The sequence below is a fragment of the Luteibacter sp. GL_149 genome (assembly GCF_057834065.1).
The window spans coordinates 1,026,255-1,045,286 of record NZ_CM174395.1 but is presented as its reverse complement, the minus strand read 5'-3'; the positions used below and the strand labels follow the sequence as shown (position 1 = coordinate 1,045,286).

The 19,032-nt window shown below is 62.2% G+C and carries 10 protein-coding genes; 2 read left to right on the top strand and 8 right to left on the bottom strand.

Translation table 11 applies throughout. The features are described 5' to 3' along the window. Nucleotides 1-197: 197 nt before the first annotated feature. The 8 genes from AC3IR3_RS04595 to AC3IR3_RS04560 form a co-directional block, all read right to left on the bottom strand. Nucleotides 198-875: a hypothetical protein gene (locus AC3IR3_RS04595; protein ID WP_489195832.1), complete on the bottom strand. Its 678-nt coding sequence runs from the start codon at nt 873-875 to the stop codon at nt 198-200. 237 nt (nt 876-1,112) lie between these two features. After that, nucleotides 1,113-1,382 (bottom strand): hypothetical protein, encoded by a 270-nt coding sequence (locus tag AC3IR3_RS04590; RefSeq protein ID WP_489195831.1) that lies wholly within the window; start codon nt 1,380-1,382, stop codon nt 1,113-1,115. A 249-nt stretch (nt 1,383-1,631) separates the two neighbouring features. Beyond that, entirely contained in the window at nt 1,632-2,291 is a 660-nt protein-coding gene (locus tag AC3IR3_RS04585; RefSeq protein WP_489195830.1) for a hypothetical protein, read from the bottom strand. Between the two features lie 14 nt (nt 2,292-2,305). Next, entirely contained in the window at nt 2,306-2,770 is a 465-nt protein-coding gene (locus AC3IR3_RS04580; RefSeq protein WP_489195829.1) for a hypothetical protein, read from the bottom strand. Nucleotides 2,771-3,531: 761 nt separating this feature from the next. After that, on the bottom strand, nt 3,532-5,769 hold the full coding sequence (locus AC3IR3_RS04575) for a hemagglutinin repeat-containing protein (protein WP_489225037.1): 2,238 nt from the start codon (nt 5,767-5,769) through the stop codon (nt 3,532-3,534). Further along, nucleotides 5,766-5,969, bottom strand: coding sequence for a hypothetical protein (locus AC3IR3_RS04570; RefSeq protein ID WP_489195827.1), 204 nt, complete (start codon nt 5,967-5,969; stop codon nt 5,766-5,768). The genes AC3IR3_RS04575 and AC3IR3_RS04570 overlap by 4 nt, the downstream gene beginning before the upstream one ends. 2 nt (nt 5,970-5,971) lie before the next feature. Next, a complete protein-coding gene (locus tag AC3IR3_RS04565) occupies nt 5,972-14,833 on the bottom strand; it encodes a hemagglutinin repeat-containing protein (protein ID WP_489195826.1) in 8,862 nt (2,953 codons plus the stop codon). 43 nt (nt 14,834-14,876) lie between these two features. Further along, on the bottom strand, nt 14,877-16,574 hold the full coding sequence (locus AC3IR3_RS04560) for a ShlB/FhaC/HecB family hemolysin secretion/activation protein (RefSeq protein ID WP_489195825.1): 1,698 nt from the start codon (nt 16,572-16,574) through the stop codon (nt 14,877-14,879). A gap of 201 nt (nt 16,575-16,775) precedes the next feature. On the opposite strand from AC3IR3_RS04560, the gene AC3IR3_RS04555 reads away from it, so the two are divergent. Together AC3IR3_RS04555 and AC3IR3_RS04550 are read left to right on the top strand one after the other, a co-directional pair. After that, nucleotides 16,776-17,450, top strand: coding sequence for a response regulator (locus tag AC3IR3_RS04555; protein WP_489195824.1), 675 nt, complete (start codon nt 16,776-16,778; stop codon nt 17,448-17,450). Continuing rightward, nucleotides 17,443-18,882 (top strand): sensor histidine kinase, encoded by a 1,440-nt coding sequence (locus AC3IR3_RS04550; protein ID WP_489195823.1) that lies wholly within the window; start codon nt 17,443-17,445, stop codon nt 18,880-18,882. Before AC3IR3_RS04555 ends, AC3IR3_RS04550 begins: the two co-directional genes overlap by 8 nt. Nucleotides 18,883-19,032: the final 150 nt, after the last annotated feature.

The window sequence follows — 19,032 nt, the reverse complement described above, 5'->3', positions numbered from 1 at the left end:
TAACCGATCGCTTCGAAAGCAATGTAGAGATCGACACCCGTGGCGTCATGACGGCTAGTCTGGAAAAATAAGGCATTTAGATGCGACGTCATGACAGCCTGCGATGACGCCACGTGGGGTAATTCAGACATATAGAGGAAATCGTCTCGACAGCAGAGGGCATGGTCTCCGCTCTTCGCCATCGAGACGATCCGTCATCAACTGCGCAAACCCACATCGTTCAGCAGCTTCCGGGCACAACCGTCACCCACGTTGCGTGCCACGTCTTTCACCTTCGCGTAGTCATCCGCTTTCCAGGCATCGAGTGCCTGCGCGCCATCGCCCTCGCCCGTGCATGTCGAGGTCGCCACGACTTCGCCCGCCGAATCGAGAATTTTCGCGCGAAGGTCCCAGTGCAAACGGTAATTGTCGCTGCCGAACATGCTGTCGTAATCGAGCAGCCAGACCGCCTGCTTGATGTCGACGCGGTATGCCGCATCACCCGATGGCACGGGACGGTCCGCCAGCGTGCGGGTGATCGACTCCGCCATGAACTGCGCCGGCGCCTGGGTTTGCGCGTGCTGGCCGGCACTACTCACGACCTGTTGTACCGTCTGGCCGGTGACCGTGCCCAACTCCTGCGCTTCGCGCAAACCCTGCGGCGATATCGACGCGGGACTGGACGCCGCCGCGGAACCGGCGACAACGCCAAACACCGCACTTCCCAGCGCCTGACCCTTCGTCTTCACCTGCACCGTCGAAGCATTCGTCACATTACCGACGACTACGCCGCGCTCGCGAAACGCCATCGTCTGATCCGCCGTGACACCCTTCGGGTGCGTCGCGCAGCCCGCCAGCGTAACCATGGTTGCGACCGTCAAAACTCGATAATTCACTTCGTTCCTCCCTCGAAATATTCTGAACCACCCCTACGGCGGTCCGTCCTGAAACAACCGTGTCGCGCGTCGGGTGACGCGCTTCTTCCCTGCGAACCGATCGACAGAGCACCTTGAAACGTTCGGCTAAAGCATGCGACAGGAAGCTGGCGCGAAATCCAACCCGCCTCTATCGACCAAAGGCCCGAGATATTTAGGGCCGGTGAACTCACCCCTACGACAACAGCGGAAATTCGCTCAATTCACCAATGCATCCGCCGCCTTGGCCCGATACAACGCCACAACAAGGTCCAGAGCCTCGTCGGCCAATCCACCCATCGACGACATAGCCTGCGCCATCTCGTCCGGATCGAAATCGGCGTGCGCGGTCAACGACATCATCCGCAGAAGCGACTTGATCGCCACCATCCGGGTGTAAGCGGCGGCGTGTAAATGCTGCGCCGAAAGATCGAGGCTCCCCGCACAAAGGGGACACGCGACATGTAACGAAGGCGTGAGATGCGACATAGACGGTTCCTTGTGCCCGATAGGCCGCCACCCCCGAAAGGGTGGCGGACGTGTCGGGGTCGAAAACCGGTCGTTCAACCAACACCGGCCAGGACAAAGCCTGCCCGACACGCCCACCGTAAACATGCGGGAGTGAACGCAGGCAGCAATCGCTGGCCTGCGTGGTTGAACGAAGCGGGTTTCGACACCCGGCCGCCGAACTCGGCGACCCGGAAAGCATCCCAGCCCCTCACCCTCGCAACCATTCGATTATTCCGAAAAATGCGACGAATATTCTTGAGAGTGTTGGTGGGCCTGCATCGCCCAGCGCGCAGACCTCCTGAGCGCCCAACCCTTCGAAGTACTGATGAACTCAACAAAACAACAGACAACGAAACCCCACCAAAACGCATGACCGACATACCCCAGCCAGCGCCGCATCGAAGACCGATCCGCAGCCCTCCTTTCCGCAGCGGCGTAGACGCGGTTAAACGTTCTCTTTCGCCAGATCGACCGGGCGCGAGCGTAACCGCTTTCCTTGCACAAAATCGTCGCCTCATGGCACCGACGCGGCACGGCCCTGCATGCGGCCAAATCATCGACTATCAGCCCCAGAACAACTATGAGCGGCAACGCGGCGATGTTTATCGCAATAACAGAAGCGACCGGCGTTGCTGCAAAGAAGGCCAGCAGCGACAGGCTGCTCGCAACACCACAAGCAAAGACGGGAGGTGCTCCCTTCATCCAAAGTCGACCCAAAGCAAAGACGCTTGCGACGGCAGCCACAGTGAACAACACTCCGGGGAAGCCATCGAGAGCAATGAAGTAATCGAGTGAAACCCCAGCGGTTGAAACCGCCGTCCATGCGTAGATGCCGCTGAGGAGAACAGCCAGAAAAAGTGAGAGCTTCTGAAGATGGCGCCGTTTCACTATGTCTCGCGATCTCATCGAACCCCCTCCTGCCCCTTCCCGGCCTCCCTCTCTATTGCCAGCGCCAAGCCATCCTGCGGAACGACGTCAGGTACACGACACCCATTTCGCGCACGACCCCGCCACCACATCCAGACAAGCATGGCAAATGCGAGGAAATTGAATCCCAGATGCGTGCTACCCCAACCCATCATAAATATCAGTTGAAAGCCAAGCGTAAACGACCACGTCAAATCGGGGCTTTGGATATGCGGAATCTGCACCGCATAGAACAGCACACCTGCGAACAATCCCCAGGTCCAGCGCTTGAACCACCCGAGCGCCGCGCCAAATCCAATCGCCACGAGCAGCGCGTTACTGAGCAAAAAAGCTGCATCGGGTATTCGGTATACCCAAATCGCCCAAATGAACCTCAGCCCAGCGATGCTGTGCAAGAGAAGAGTTACAGCTATTATTTTGTCTTGTCGTTCCAGTTGCATTGGCACTCCTTGTTGCCGAAATATCGCTCAATGGATTTTTATGCTTGGTTACTGCGATTTTCTAAACCTCCCTGGCGACATGGAGCAAGGCCACAATTCGTCGTCCTCACCCGATTCGCCATGCAAAATTGATTTCCGTAGCCACGGCAATCACCTGCCTTGAGTACACAAATCAATAGTATTGGCGTTGTATGACGCTCCCCCGTACATCACTTCCGGGTACGTACCGAATCACCAATGCATCACCATACTTGGCAGTGGCCTCACGATGAACTGTCGCAAGTCCCTCCGGCATCGCAGCATCGAGATCATGCTCCATAGTTCGAAGGCTTTTCATTGCATCCGCCGGTGAAGGACTTTTTTATCAGCGAGAAAATCATGAATACCGCCCATTAAGGCACGATGATGGGAAGGACACTCGGCGCAGGGAATGCAATCCTTTACATGTCATTTCTTCAGACCATCAGAACCACTTGCCTCTTTGGAAATAATTTTTCGGGCTCGTCGACTTTTCCATGACTCACAGAGCCTACGCTTTAATAACGGATCGCTACCCGGATGGAGTGGGAGAAAGTAGAGAAGAAATGTGACCAGACTCACGTACGCACCATATTTCCATAGCACGTTGAGGACGATCATCAAGTTGAAAAATCGATTTTCGTAGAGCGCACGAATAAACACAAAACCAACGCACATGAGATAAAAAATAGATCCGATAAAAATGCTTATAGTCGCGTACTGGAGAGATCTGATAAGCAAATTCATTTGTGCTCACCAAGAGCACCAAAGCCCGCTCCCGCAGCTTCCTGAGCCGTCGCCCCAAGAGCGTTTCCGATTAGCACTGGGCCGATTGAGCCGGGGCGAAACTTCAAAAGATATCCCGCAGCTCTGTCACCAGCTACATGGCCAACGGCTCCGCTTGCCCCCGAAAAAAGAAATGCACCGAATACACTCTCATTCTCGTGATACCTAACGTTATTGAAAGAGGTTTGTGCAGCACCTGCGGTGCCATTCACCAGCGCTGTCCATACAAGATTACCTCCCGGTGCCAAGGCACCGGCAGTCGCACTAAAACCAGCATTAGCCCAGCGGATGGGCTTTCCACCAATCGCCTGTGCGCCTATGTTCACTACTGCAGACGTAGCAGCAATACCCGCTCGAGTGCCGAGCAAGTATTGCAGGGCAGTTGCTCCTTTCGTCACGGTCCCCGTACGCACAGCCCCAAGCAGCGGCACACCCGCTATTAAGCCCGCACCACCGCCGGACAATGCCAACTGCCCATAAAAGTCCAGAAGCTTGCGCCCTTCGGCATCCAGCTTCTCACCCACCATGTAGTTCGCGCGCCAGTCCTGCGTGGCCAGACCGGCTAGCTTTCCGGCCTGATCCTGTTCAGTCAGTCCCCAACCGCGCCCTTCCAGCCCCTTCAGTTGCGCGGCGTAGTAAGCACTCGCGGCATCCGGATGCGCTTTCAGATATTGAGCCAGTTCGTGGGCGTTATGCCTCGCATCGTTACGTGCTTCCGGCCGGAACAAGTCCGTCCCGTTTTGCCCTGATCCGAAGCGATCCGACAGGAACGCTAGCGCGGCATCATCGGTCGCCACGCCCTTTGCGCCACCGATAGCATCGGTGCCAATGGCCAGATCGAGCGATTCGTCCTGCAAGCGCATCGCCGCCAGATAAAGACGTTGCTGTGCTTCTTCGGCCGAGATGCCATTTTGCGTCGCAAATGCCTGCACCGTTCCGTCGATAGCCTCCATCGTTTTTGGATGCAGTTGTTCGTTGAACTGTTGACCATAGAGCGCAGCCGCCCCACCTGCACCATCACCCAGTGCACTACCCACAGCGATGCTGCCGAGGTCCAGTAGCGCTTTCCCGGTTTCGGAGCGCGGGTCGATACCCTGATGGATCAGGAATTTATTTATCGCCAACGCCACCGCTTCGCCACCCGCTGCGCCCTTGCCGGCGTCCAGTGCGCTACCGCCACCCAACGCTGCCATGCCCGCGCCAACCAGACCATGCAACACGATTTTGTTCGTGCCGCCATCGCTCCACTTCGCGACGCTCGCTTCGTCGTTCTGCGCGGCGGCTTTGGCTTGCATCATTTCAGATAGGGAACCGACGGCCATCATGCCCAGCTGTCCCGCCGCCGCGCCCAACTCGGCTTGCTCGCGCAGCTTCGCCTCGTCGAAGATCGGCTTCAGTGTCTGGTTGTCCAGACTCGCCTCGCGACTCAGTCCGGCGAGATTCATCGAGCCATCGCGCACGCTGATCGTGCCGCCCGCTATCGCCGCGTCGGTCGTACTGCGACGGTTCCCGTTCTGCGGCACCGCGCCACCCGGCGCGAAGCTGCCGCCGCTTCCCGTGCTGTAACCCCCACCGACGCTGACACTACGGGTCTTGTAACTCGCCTCGTTGGTCAGGCTTTCCCACATCAGCGAGCCGGTACTGAGGATGTTCTTCGACAGATCGGCCTCGCTGGCGATCACGCCCCCCTTCAGGTGCGTGTTGCCGCCGACCGTCAGGTCGAAGCCGCCTTTGCCCGCACCGATGCCGCTGACCTCGTTGACGCCGGTGTAATGACTATCGGCTTTGTACTGGTTGACGTTGGCGTGGCTACCGACGCCCGCGACGAGTGTTCCGCCCGCCTGCTGTTGTTTGTTTGCGACATCGTCGGTGTCCTGCTCGCTTTCGATACGCAGATTGCCGCCAATGGCACCGAGGACGGTGTCGCCTTTTAGCCGCGCGCCCTTGATCGTGGTGTCGTTGCCGGAGAGCAACGTGAGCGTATCGGCCGCGTCGATAGTCGTTTCGGCATGGGTCAGGCCATTGACGCTTGCTTTGCCACGTCCTGCCGACGCGGTCAGGTACCAGCCGGTCTGTGCACCGACCGAATAGCCGATTTCACCGCCGCCGTTTTTGTTGGTGCTTTTGCTGCTACCGACTGCGCGTTCGTGGTTGATTGCGGTGCCGATAGTGAGATGAATTTTGGCGTAATTCACCATGCTCGCGACAGAGCAAGCAAACCAGATATCCCCCCTGCATAAGCCGCAAATTTTATGCCATTTATTAACACACGTGAAATATCGAAATTCCTCCCTTCAAAAAAGCATCTTATGTAAATCATCGGAACGCCAATCGCAATGACGATAATAAACATCATCAAAGCAAAACTAAGCGCCATAAAAATTCGTCGCTTCATTACTACTTACTCGACTCTTTATTCATTTCTTGCAATGGACTTAGTTCTGAATTTACATACTCTTGAACTACCGATCCACCCATATTGCCGATAATGACCGAATAAATTGAACCTGGCGCATATTTTCCCCATTTGGCGGAAAGTATTGCACCACTGCCATATGCTGTACTACTGCTCATGGCCCCGATTAAGAAACCCACGTAGAGGCTATGGTTCTCTTCATAAACTTTGTTCTCTAGTGCGACTTGGCCAGCACTACCGAACGAATTCACCGCAACATTCCAGGCAAATGTACCGCCACCGCCAAGAAAGCCGGTGGCGAAACTAGTCGCTACTCCCGTCCAGCGGACATCCTTTCCACTCAAGGCCTGAGCCCCCGCATTGACAGCCGCGGATGTCACACCCACTCCACTGCGCGTAGCTAGAGCATATTCCAACAAGCTTGCGCCCTTCGTCACAGTCCCCGCACGAGCAGCCCCGAGCAACGGCACACCCGCTACTAAGCCCGCACCACCGCCGGACAATGCCAACTGCCCATAAAAGTCCAGAAGCTTGCGCCCTTCGGCATCCAGCTTCTCACCCACCATGTAGTTCGCGCGCCAGTCCTGCGTGGCCAAACCGGCTAGCTTTCCGGCCTGATCCTGTTCAGTCAGTCCCCAACCGCGCCCTTCCAGCCCCTTCAGTTGCGCGGCGTAGTAAGCACTCGCGGCATCCGGATGCGCTTTCAGATATTGAGCCAGTTCGTGGGCGTTATGCGTCGCATCGTTACGTGCTTCCGGTCGGAACAAGTCCGTCCCGTTTTGCCCTGATCCGAAGCGATCCGACAGGAACGCTAGCGCGGCATCATCGGTCGCCACGCCCTTTGAACCACCGATAGCATCGGTGCCAATGGCCAGATCGAGCGGTTCGTCCTGCAAGCGCATCGCTGCCAGATAAAGACGTTGCTTCGCTTCTTCGACCGAGATGCCATTCTGCGTCGCGAATGCCTGCACCGTTCCATCGATGGCCTCCATCGTTTTTGGATGCAGTTGTTCGTTGAACTGTTGACCATAGAGCGCCGCCGCCCCACCTGCGCCATCACCCAGCGCACTACCCACAGCGATGCTGCCGAGGTCCAGTAGCGCTTTCCCGGTTTCGGAACGCGGGTCGATACCCTGATGGACCAGGAATTCATTCATCGCCAACGCCGCCGCTTCGCCACCGGCCGCACCCTTGGCAGCATCCAGTGCGCTACCACCACCTAAAGCCGCCATACCCGCGCCAACCAGACCATGCAACACGATTTTGTTCGTGCCGCCATCGCCCCACTTCGCAACGCTCGCTTCGTCGTTCTGCGCGGCGGCTTTGACTTGCATCATTTCAGATAGGGAACCGACGGCCATCATGCCCAGCTGTCCCACCGCCGCGCCCAGCTCCGCCCGCTCGCGCAGCTTCGCCTCGTCGAAAATCGGCGCAAGTTTCTGATTGTCCAGACTCGCCTCGCGACTCAGTCCGGCGAGATTCGTCGAGCCATCGCGCATGATGATCGTGCCGCTGACAATCGCCGCGTCGGTCGTGCTGCGACTGCTATCGTTCTGCGGCACCCCGCCGCCTGGGGCGAAGCTGCCGCCATTTCCGCCGCTATAGCCGCCTCCGATACTGATATTGCTGGTCTTGTAGCTCGCCTCGTTGTTCAGGCTCTCCCACGTCAACGAGCCGGTATCGAGGATGTTCTTCGACAGATCGGCCTCGCTGGCGATCACGCCCCCCTTCAGGTGCGTGTTGCCGCCGACCGTCAGGTCGAAGCCGCCTTTGCCCGCACCGATGCCGCTGACCTCGTTGACGCTGGTGTAGTGACTATCGGCTTTGTACTGATTGATGCTGGCTTGGCTACCGGCACCCGCGACGAATGTTCCGCCCGCCTGCTGTTGTTTGTTCGCGTAGTCGTCGGTGTCTTGTTCGCTTTCGATACGCAGATTGCCGCCGATGGCGCCAATGACGGTATCACCCCTCAACTGTGCGCCCTTGATGGTAGTGTCGTTGCCGGATAGCAACGTGAGCGTATCGGTCGCGCCGATGGTGGTTTCGGCGTGGGTCAGGCCGTTGCCGCTGGCGTTGCCCCGTCCTGCCGAGGCGGTCAGGTACCAGCCGGTCTGTGCACCGACCGAATAGCCGATTTCACCGCCGCCGTTTTTGTTCGTGCTCGTGCGGGTGTGCTGCTCTTTCTGACTGAGCAGGTGGCTGTCGTTCGCCGCAGCGAGCGCGACGTTCTTTCCGCCAACGTGACTGCCGATGACGTTGAGGTCGCCACCGGTGGCGACGATCACAACGTCGCCGCCGCTCTGGATGCGACTGCCGACCGCGCGTTCGTCATGCGTCCTTGTTTCGCTGCTGGCGCTGCTCGCCCCGACGCCGATGCGCAGCGATATTCCCGCATCGCTCGCGCTGGCCGCACCAGCGGTTTTCGCGGCAGCCTGCGCCGCACCGCTCGCGGCCGAGGCGGTCTTAACGGCATAAAGCGCTTTAACCCGGTCATCCCTGACCTCGCTGCCCCGGTCGACCGTCTGATAAAGCGCCATCGCGGCGTCGACCACGCCTCCGGTCAATCCGGCCGTGATGCCCGCACTCTGTTTCTTATAGGTCTGCCGGCTATCGCTCGTCGCCACGGCCGCATCGATCGTCACGTCTTTGCCGACGATGGTTGTCGCCGTGCTGCTCATCACATCCGAGCCGGTGATGCGCACGCGGTTGCCGGCGGTCAGCGTGACGCTACCGTCCGTGCTGCCGATCAGGCTACCGGTGGGCGTGCTATCGGTCTGTTCGTAGCCCTGCTTTTCCTTCGATTGGCCCAGCATGACGCCGACACCCACGCCCATCAGGCCGGATGTCTTGACGGTCTTTTCGTGCGTCTCGCTGTGCGTACTGGTCGCCGTACCGATACTGAGATTATGGCCTGCCGCCAGCACGACATCGTGCGTCGCACCGACCTGTGCGCCGCGTGTCGTCAGATCGCGACCGGCGGCGACGGCGACGGTGACGCTGTCGCCGCTGAGCAACGACCCGACCGCCAGCCGATCCTCCGTCGCATCGCGGGTGGTCGTCGTGGTTGAAGAAAGCAGGCCGGAGGTTTTCTTGCGGCGGGTTTCTTCCCACGTGTGGGTTTCCACGCCCGCATCGAGCACCACATCGCGACCAGCAGCGAGGGCGATATCGCCTTGCTCACTGACGAGACTGGCAGCGGTGCTGCGGATGTCGCGGTCGGCATCAACGACCACGCCGGCATCGCCGTCGATCGTACTGCCTCGCAAACTTTCATCCATGCTGTGCGTGCTGACGAAAGCGCCATCGCGTGTCGTGCCTTCGGATTGGACCAGACGATCGGTCACCGCATTTAGCGCGACGTCCCGACCTGCGCTAAGTACCACGACATCAGTCGCTCTGATATTGGCGCCCTGCCCGATGAGGTCGCGTCCGGCAGCAAGCACCGCGCTGCTGCCAGAGGTGATCGTGCTGACGCTGTGCGTGGTGACTTCGACGCTGGTGTTACCGCTGCGGCCGCTTTGTGTGTTGCCCATCGCAAGCAATGACAGATCGCGGCCCGCGATAAGCTGCGCATCCCCACCCGCTCCGATCGACGTGCCGGTCGCCGTCAGATCGCGACCGGCAGCGAGCGCAAGCTGACCGCCTGCGGTGACCGGAGCGCTGTCGAGGACAACATCACGCGCTGCCTGCACAGTGAGATGGCCCGTGGCGCGAATATCCCCACCGGTAACCAGACCCATGCGTTTCGCATCGAACGATGCAATGCCGCCGAGATCCACCTGGCTTACGCCGCTCACGATATCGTTGCCCGCCACCAGCGCGACGTGGCCACCCTCTATCCTGCCGGTATTGAGGATGTTCTTCGTGGTGTCGATGCCCAATGCGCCGCCCGCGGTCAATGAGCCTGCGTTGAGCAGGTTACCCGCCTTCACCGTCGCGTTCTGACTGGCCCGGATGCTGCCGGTGTTGGCAAGGTCGCCGCTGGAGGCCATCTGCACGGTTTTGCCCGACATCGATGCACCGCTGGCGACGTGCTTCGCGGTGTCCGTCGCCAGATACACGACGGGCACCAGCACGGATTCTCCATTCACCTCCTGTGCGACCATCCAGACGATGTCTTTCGTAAGACGCGCCATCTGTTCGCCGGTCAGTGCGACGCCGACGGCCAGATGGAAGGTCTCGGCGGTTTCCACGCCCGAGTCCATCAGCGCGCGGTACTGCGCCATCGCATCGCCATAGTCGCCGAGATAGCGCTGCCCGGTGAGCGAGGCGATCTGGTCGAGGATCAGACGCTGTTCGTAGAACGCATCGCCCAGACGCTTCAGCAACCGGTCGCCTTCAAGGCCTAGCCGGCCTAGCAAATAGTCGCTACCCAACAGCCCCGCACGTGTGGCGAAACGCGGATCGGATTCGACGAGGTAGCGATGGCCGGCACCCGGCGTCGTGGCGAACAGACCATTGTCGGAGACAACGACAGGTAGCAAGCCCACCGTCTGAGAACCGGGCGGCAGAACGATGCTGCCGACGTCGAACCCGCTGCCCACCACATCCACGCTGCCCGGACCACGACCACCGACGGTCTGTGCGACCGCGTTGGCGCCGAGGTGAATCGAACCGCTGACCGGCCGACCTTCTTCGTCGACGATCTGGTTCCGGACGTCACTGCCGATGATCGCCAACAGTTCGCCGGCACTTATGCGTGCAGCGAGACTCGGACCGGGATCCGGTATGACCCACCATGGGCGTTGCCCCGCACCGAGCGCGAGCGTCGAGGTACCGTCGGACTGGCCGTACATGCGATAGCCATCGTTGATCCAGTGCCGGCCGCCCTCGAACGTGAGCGCCGACCAGCCGACCTGCTGCTCGATCCGGTGCCGCACCACACCCGTTGGCGCCCAGGCAATGTTACGGACGGTCTCGTTGCCGATCGTCCGCGAACCTTGGCCGAGACCGCCATGAGCCCCGTTGACGATGAGGTTGGCGCCCGCCGCGATCGTCGAGGTGTGGTTCAGTATCGACCCGGAAAGCGAGATATCGCGACCGGCAACGATGCGCCCCTCCGCGCTGGTGCGCGACAGGAAGGTGTAGGAAACAAGCGTATCGGTGTAGATGCCCTGAAAAACAATGGGACTACCGATCCAGTCCTTGTAACCCCAGCAACGATGTCGGCTCGATTGAGCGTCGTAGCAATACGCGGCCGCCGCGACCAGTTCCTCGGGGCCAATAACCTGACTGGGATCCACGTAGGGAGGATGGTGCAGCGGATCGGTATCGTCGTAACGATAGCGGACGAGTAGCGTACTGACCGAGTTGAGCGCTTGCTCCTCGGCACTCAGATAGTGCGTTCCTGTTTCGAATACCCGCCGCTCGTTCGTCATCTGATGCGCGGCCAGCCGCATCGAGCCATCGGCCTCGATAGTGCCCGAGCGATTGAGAATCGCCTGCGATCGCGCGCCGCTCTCGTCCGCGGCGATGACCAGATCGCCAAGACTGAAGAGATGCGCGTCGCGATTGAGTACCGTCCCGCCGACATAGAGATTCAGGTGTTCGGCGGTGGCGACCAGCGCGGTGGTGTACGGATCGTTGCCGGTCGCGTCGCCGAGGTCGGCGCCGTTGGTGAAGTCCCACGCGCGTACCGTGACGACGTCGCCGATCAGCGTGCCGGTGTTGGTGACGACCACGCCTTCGACGGCGAGCGTGTCGCCCTCCCCTCGGCCTGCATTGTTGATATGGCTGCGGGAACGCAGCGTTGTGTTCGCGCTACTGATGCGGGCACCGACCTCATTGTCGATGCTGGCCGCGTCGATGGTCAGACCGCCCGCGCTTTCCAGTACCGCGCTGGTGCTGTTGCGGAAGCGGCCACCCAGCGCGAGGGTGAACTGGCCGTTGGCTTTGAGAGCGACGCCCGCGAGGTGGGTGTAGTCGGCGGGCAGCCCGAGGTACAGGTCGCGACCGGCCACGATACGGCCGGCGTTCCCCAGCGCGCCCAGAATCAGAGCAACGTTGCCGTCGGCGGCGGTTTCGCCGTTCGCGTTATCCAGCCAGGCGAGAGTCAACGCCAGATCGCCACCCGCACCGAAGCGGCCCCAGGCGTTGGCCAGCGACGCACCGCTGGCGATCCAGCGCAGCGAGCCGGCGGCGTAGACGGTACCGCCGCTGTTGTCGAGACTGCCGGTATCGAGGGTGAGCCCCTGTTCGGCGACCAGTTTGCCGTCGCCGCGATTGTCGATACTGCCTGCACGCAGCGAGACGTCGCCTTGCCCGCCCACCGTGCCGGTCGTGTTATCCAGCGTGCCGGCAAGCTCGATCCGGGTCAGGCCGGTACCGGTATTGGCGAGTCGGCCGCTGCGATTGCCGAGCGAGGTGGCCGCAAGGGTTAGCGTATGCGCGACGCCGTCCGTGCCGGCTTCGATACGGCCGCCGTTGTTATCCAGATGGCCGCCGGCGGTAAGCGCGATGTTGCCGCCCGACTGGATCGCACCGCGATTGACGATGTCGCCCAAGCTACTGGCGTCCAGGCCCGTCGCACCGTACAACGTGCCGGCATGGGTCAGCGCGCCAGCCTGAAGAGCCAGTGCGCCGTTACTGCCGATGAATCCCGCACTGACCAACTGGCCGACACGCAACGTCAGTGCCTCGCCGCCCAGCTGCGCGATCCGTCCGCTGCCGTTATCCAGCGTCACGGCATCCACCGTCGCGCCGTGCGATGCCTGAAGCGTGCCGCCGTCGTTGAGGATCGCCTCGCGGGCGGACAACAGCACCGCGTCGGCGACCAGCGTGCCGCCGCGGTTGTCGAGCGTGCCGACGTTGAGGGTGGCCAGACCGGCCACGCTTAGCGTTCCGCCCACATTGTCGAAACGTATCGACGTATGCCCGTCGAATGCACCGTTGCCGACGATGCGCCCGCCGCGATTGATCAATGTATCGGCGTCGATGTCCAGCGTGCCGATGCCGGAGTGCTCGATGACTCCGCCACTGTTGTCGAAGGCTTGAGCGGCGATGAATGCATCGATGCCATTGCTGGCCAGCGTGCCGCCGCGATTGTCGAACACACCGGCGAGCGCGATGTTCATGCCATCGCGGCCGGTCTGCGCCAGACGGCCGCGCACGTTCACGACATCGCGCGCGACGATGTCGAACAAGCCGCCCTGTAGTACGCCATCGCTATTGTCGACGGCACCGGCGACACGGATCGCGAACAGGCCGGCGGTGGCCGTGTCCGCGCCGCGATGGAACAGATCGCCGCTCGTGGCGATCAGGTCGATGTCATCGCCCGCCCGCATGCGCGCGCCGGACAGATCGAGCGATGCACCTTCCAGTGCCAACGACTGCGCGGCGAGGTTCGTCCCGCGCGTGGTCAGCGCACCACGTGCCACCGCGAGCAAGCTGCCGCTGGACCCCAGCGAACCGTCGGCTCGCACGCCGGCACCCAGCACGCCGGTCGAAACGATCTCGCCCGCTGCCAGATCGAGGTGGCCGCCCGCTGCCAGCGTGCCCTCGTTACGAAAGCCGTTCGTCACCCGCCAGAGGCTGTCGCCACCCGTATACACCGTCGCGCCGACGCCGTTGGCAAACGACGTCAACCCCGTCGCGGACAGACGACCATTCGCCTCCAGACGACCCGCATGCGTGAACGCCCCTGTGTTGAGCAGATGGACATCGCCGTCACTCGCCAACACACCGCTACCTGACGTGGCCAGGTCGCCGCCGGACAGCAGCAGCTCGCGGCCGTGCAACGTGCCGTCGATCAGCGTATTTGCTGCGCTCGTGTGTACCGCACCCGTCGCCCCGGTCGCCCCACCGAGACGAAGCGTTTGCGCGTCAAGTCGGACATCGCCGCCCGCGCTGATCTGGCCTCGATGGATCAGATCCACCGCGCGTAGCGTGACGTGGCTATTCGCAGCAAGCGCGCCCGCGTTGTCGACAGCCGCCGCCTGAATGCTCACGTTTCCAGTCGCCGCCGTGCGTCCAACGAGAACGATCCGGCCCTCGTTCGCTATCTCCACATCGCCGAACTGCGCAACGATGTCGCCACCGTTGTTCACGCCGAAACCCGCTTCGGTACCGACTAGCCGAATATGGTTGGCATACAGGCCACCGACCGCCGCCACGTCGAGACTGACCCCGGCCGCGCTACCGTCGCTGTCGATAGTGCTGGCACTCAGACTGCCGTAATCGACCTCGTTGGCGCCTGTCACGACGTTGAGCCGGTTCGCCCAGACCTTCGCGTTCACCTGCGCGGCGCGCGCGATGACGTCGAACGACGTGGTCGTGGTGAGGTCGATCGTTCCGCCATCGAGGGTGACCTTGCCACCTCGCACGCGAAACGACTCAAGGTTGCCCGCTGCACCGACCACCGGCGTACCGGTGGTCAGGATCGCGCGATCCGTATTCAGAAAACCGCAGCCAGAGCATGTGATCCCGTTGGGATTGGCAACCACCACGTCGGCACGCGATCCGGCCACTTCCGTATAGCCGCCCAGATGACTGAGATGCGTCGAGATCACTTCGTTGACGATGATCCGCGCCGCCTGACCCGGCGTAAGGTTGGGATTGCCAAGAATCTGTCCGGCCAGCTGCGTGCCGACGATCCCGCCGCCGTTGTTGAGCACCAGCCCGCGCTGATCGACGTTGTACCAGTCGTAGCGGTTATGCGATACACCTGCGGCGCTCGGCACGACGATATTGACCACCGGAACACCGTTGGCCGCGTGATCGACCCCGGGGCCACCCGGCTGCGGTGCGACTTGCGCACCGACCGAGGCGGTAAGCGCCATCGCGATAGCCACGGCAAGAAGGCGGGCGGCGGGGGTGCGGCGCGCGGGCAATGAAGGCATATTCATCCGTGATGTCCGTAATCCGAGGAAAGTTTTTCAGAGCAGGTTTTCAGAGTTGATAGGTAAGTTGAAAGCCGGTCGCGGGGCGCATCGAGTCGAGCGCGTGACTGCCGCGTCTGGCCCAGCCGGCGAACGCATCCCATCCCAACCGGCCGATGCTTCCGCGCATGCCGAGGAAACCGCCGCTCAAGCTTTTTGGCGTATCGAACGGCGTACTGGGTCCACCGATATGTCCGCTATCCACACCGAAGTAGACAGCGGCGGGCAGGCTTCCGAGAGGCACGGTGAAGGTGTTGCGCCAGTACCAGCCGCGCTCGCCGGCGAGCGTCTGCTCCCCGTCGAAGCCACGCACGGTGTAGCGGCCGCCAATAGCGATGAATTCCGAACCGTAGAGCGCGTCGGCACTGCGTTGCGCACGCAGCTCGCTGGTCCACTGCGCGGGAACTCGACCGACGCGAAAGGGAACGGTGAGCGAGGCATCGAGGATGTTGAGGCGATAGGCGAACGTGGGAGCATTCGACTCGCGGCCATGCGCATCGCGCTGTCCACCGAACCACGACACGCCGTGTCGTCGCGCGATACGCAGATCGAGACGCGCGTTGCCCAGGTCCTGACGTTGCAGGAACGCAAGTTCGAGGGTCGTGACATGGCGACGCTGCGTGAGCAGTTCCGTGTCTTCGACGAAGCTGTGCGCCCAGCGCTTGCCGACGCGCAGTTCGACGGCCGATCGTCCATGGCTGCCGCGATGGACGACGCGTTGTGCGGCGAGGTCGACCGTGCGCGACTTGCCGCGCGTGGCGAAGGTCTGCCAGTAACCCGTGACCGTCTGGTGGTAGGCGTAGTCGTATAAGGACGCCGTGAAAAGCCAATGGCCCATGGGAACGCTGTAACTGGCATGCGTACCGCGTGTTCCATGCCGTGAACTGGCGGGCAGGGTCCGGTTGATTCCCACCGACAGGAGGTCGTTCAACCGCAGCGGATTGTCGAGGGCCAGATTCAGCCCCGCCTGCAGGCGCCCGGTAGCACGCGAACCGGTGTCGTCCAGTGTGGCGACGACATGCCAGGGCCGGCCGCGCCGCATCGCGATAACGAGGTCGGACTCCCCCGCAAGCTGTCCGGGCGCGATATCGACGTTGGCGTCCAGCGACGACAGGCGCTTGATCTGCTCAAGTCCCTGCTCGATGTCGCGCAGGTTGAGCAGATCGCCGGGGCGGATCGGAAAGGCGGTCCGCCATGTTTCATCCTGCGAACCATGGGCAAGGCGAACGTCTCCCACCGTGCCCGGCAGCACGGCCAGACGAAGCACGCCCGGCGCGGCCGCCTGTTCGGGCAGAGCGATACGCGTCGTGACATAACCCCGGTTGGCAATCAGGGCGGCTGTCCGTGCCCGGATCGCCTGCACGCCCTTCGGCCCGACGCAGCGGCCGGCATAGCGATCGAGGTAACGCTGGGCGAAGGCGAACTCCCGCGCTTGTGCGCCGTCGAGCCGGATAGCCGAAAAACGCAGACACCGCGCCTCCGCCGGCAGGTCGATGCGATGAGGGGCGACGTCCCGCGACTCCAGCCGTACCTCGGGCGCATTGCGCTGATCGGCGCGCGCCTCTGCGTCGCGTTGCGCACGATCCCGTTGCTCCTGCCGGTCCAGCAACGTCTGCGACGCGGCGGATGAAGCGAATAAAGCCGCTGCCGCGACCGCAAGGCTACGCACGCGGAGCGTCATGCGCCGCGGCGGATAGAGCGTTGTCATCCCTGATGTCCTTGAAGCTTCCATCGGCCAAACCGACCGGCAACGGCCACTCTACAAGGCGTCCCCGCGAGAATCCGCACGACTAACCTGAAAATCGCTGCCGATTTAGCGTCATATACGTGAACGATTAATCCGACAGGCCGTCGCCTCGGGGTTCCCCGAGGCGTATTCTTGCGCCAGCACCCCAGCAGGCTCCCCCTGATGCGCATCCTTGTAGCCGAAGACGACGCCGCCATTGCCGCGGGCGTCCGTGCGTCGCTGGAACAGAGCGGGCACGCGGTCGATCACATTACCGATGGCGCCAGCGCCGATACCGCGCTGCGCGACCACCCCTACGATCTGCTCGTGCTGGACCTGGGCCTGCCGGCGCTGGACGGCAGCGATGTACTGGCCCGATTGCGACGGCGCGGCGCGGGCATTCCCGTGCTGGTGGTGACGGCGCGCGAAGGCTTGCGCGAACGCGTCCGCGTACTGGACCTGGGGGCCGACGATTACCTGGTAAAGCCGTTCGCCCTGGTGGAGTTCGAGGCACGCGTGCGCGCCCTGCTCCGTCGACGCACGACCCAGGGCACGCCGGAATTGCAGATCGGCCAGCTGCGTCTGGATATCGCGGGTCATCGTGCGTGGATCGGGCAGTCGCCCCTGGAATTGACGGCGCGCGAGTTCGGGCTGGTCGAAGCGCTGGCCACACGACCGGACAAGGTCACCAGCCGTGCACAGCTCGTCGAAGCCCTGTGCAACTGGGATGAAGACCTGACCGACAACGGTCTGGATATCGCGCTGCACCGCCTGCGTCGCAAGCTGCATGGGTCGGGCACGAACGTGCGGACGATTCGTGGCCTGGGTTACCTGCTGGAAGAAACGCAGGATGCCTGACGCCGGTTTCGCGAAGACTACACACTGGCGACGACGCGGGAACGAAAAACCCAGCCTTCGACGTCGCTTGCTCACATTCCTGCTGGTGCCCGTGCTGATCGTGCTGCTGCTCGATTCGCTGCTGGCCTATCTTGTCGCCCTCGCCTATTCCAATCGCGTGCACGATGCGGACCTGTCCGACTCGGCGCTGACGCTCGCCGAGATGATGACCAGCGATGCGCTGGACGGCGAACTGACGGCGCAGGCGCGCTTCCTGCTGGAATACGATCCGGACGGACGCAATTACTACTCGGTGATCAGTTCGACGCGCGGACGGCTCATCGGCAATGCCGAACTCGGCAACCCCGGGCACCTGGTCGCCGTCGACCGCGCGCCCGTGCTTTACAATTCGTCGCTCGGCAACCGTCCGCTGCGCGCCGCGGTGATGCGCATTCCCAATCCCAATGCGCACGAGTCGAACGACATCCTCACCATTACCGTGGCGGAGAACCTTCGCGACCGCCATCAGCGCGCGCGCGAAATCCTGATGCTGACGCTGCCATTGCAGACGCTGCTGATCCTGGCGATCTTCCTGCTCCTGTGGTTCGGCGTCAGCTACGGTCTGCGCGTACTCGAACCGCTGACCGCGCGTCTGGGCCGGCGTGGACACGACCTCAGCCCCATCGGCGAGACCGATGTGCCGGTCGAGATCCTTCCGCTGACGCGCACGATCGACGACCTGTTCGCCCGCATGCGCGGCATGATGACGTTGCAGGAGCGCTTCATCGCCGACGCCGCGCACCAGCTGCGCACACCGCTGGCGGGCATCCAGTTGCAGGTCGAACGCATGGACGCCACCAACGACGTGACGGCGCATGCCGATGCACTGGCGCATATCCACCGGCTGTCGACCCGCGCCGCGCGCACGTCCGCGCAGTTGCTTGCGCTTACCCGCACGCAGTCGCCACACCTGGACGAAGCGGGCCGCATGTGCGCGATCGATCTGGCCCAGATCATTCCCGAGGCCGTCTCGTTGCGCGTGCATCAGGCGCTGGGCTCGCGCATCGACCTGGGCTACGAAAGCAATATGGCCACCAGTCCCATTCTGGGCGATGCCCTGATGCTGCAGGAGTTGCTGGATAACCTGATCGACAACGCGTTCCACTACGCCGGACCCGGCCATAGCATCACCGTCGGTCTTCACAGGATCGACGACGCCGTGCTGCTCAGCGTCGAGGACGACGGCCCCGGCGTGGACGATGCGTTTCTGTCCCGGCTGGGCGAACGCTTCTTCCGTGTGCCCGGCGTCCGCGAAGAAGGGACGGGCCTTGGACTGGCCATCGTGGAAAGCATCGCCGAGCAACACGACGCCAAGGTGACTTTCCTTCGCGGGGCCTCGGGTGGCCTGCGCGTGGAAATTCGCTTCTCGCCGGCAGAAACGCCCCCCGCATGACGAGTTCGCCCTTGTGCAGGAACGCTCTCGAGCGCGATTTCCTGCGAAGCGCGACGCGAACGTCCGCGCCTCGCGCACAGGAAGCGCGCTCCTGCAGGGAAAGCGCGGTACAGGGCGCGTACAGCCGCCGAAAGGTTAGTGAAACCGCCT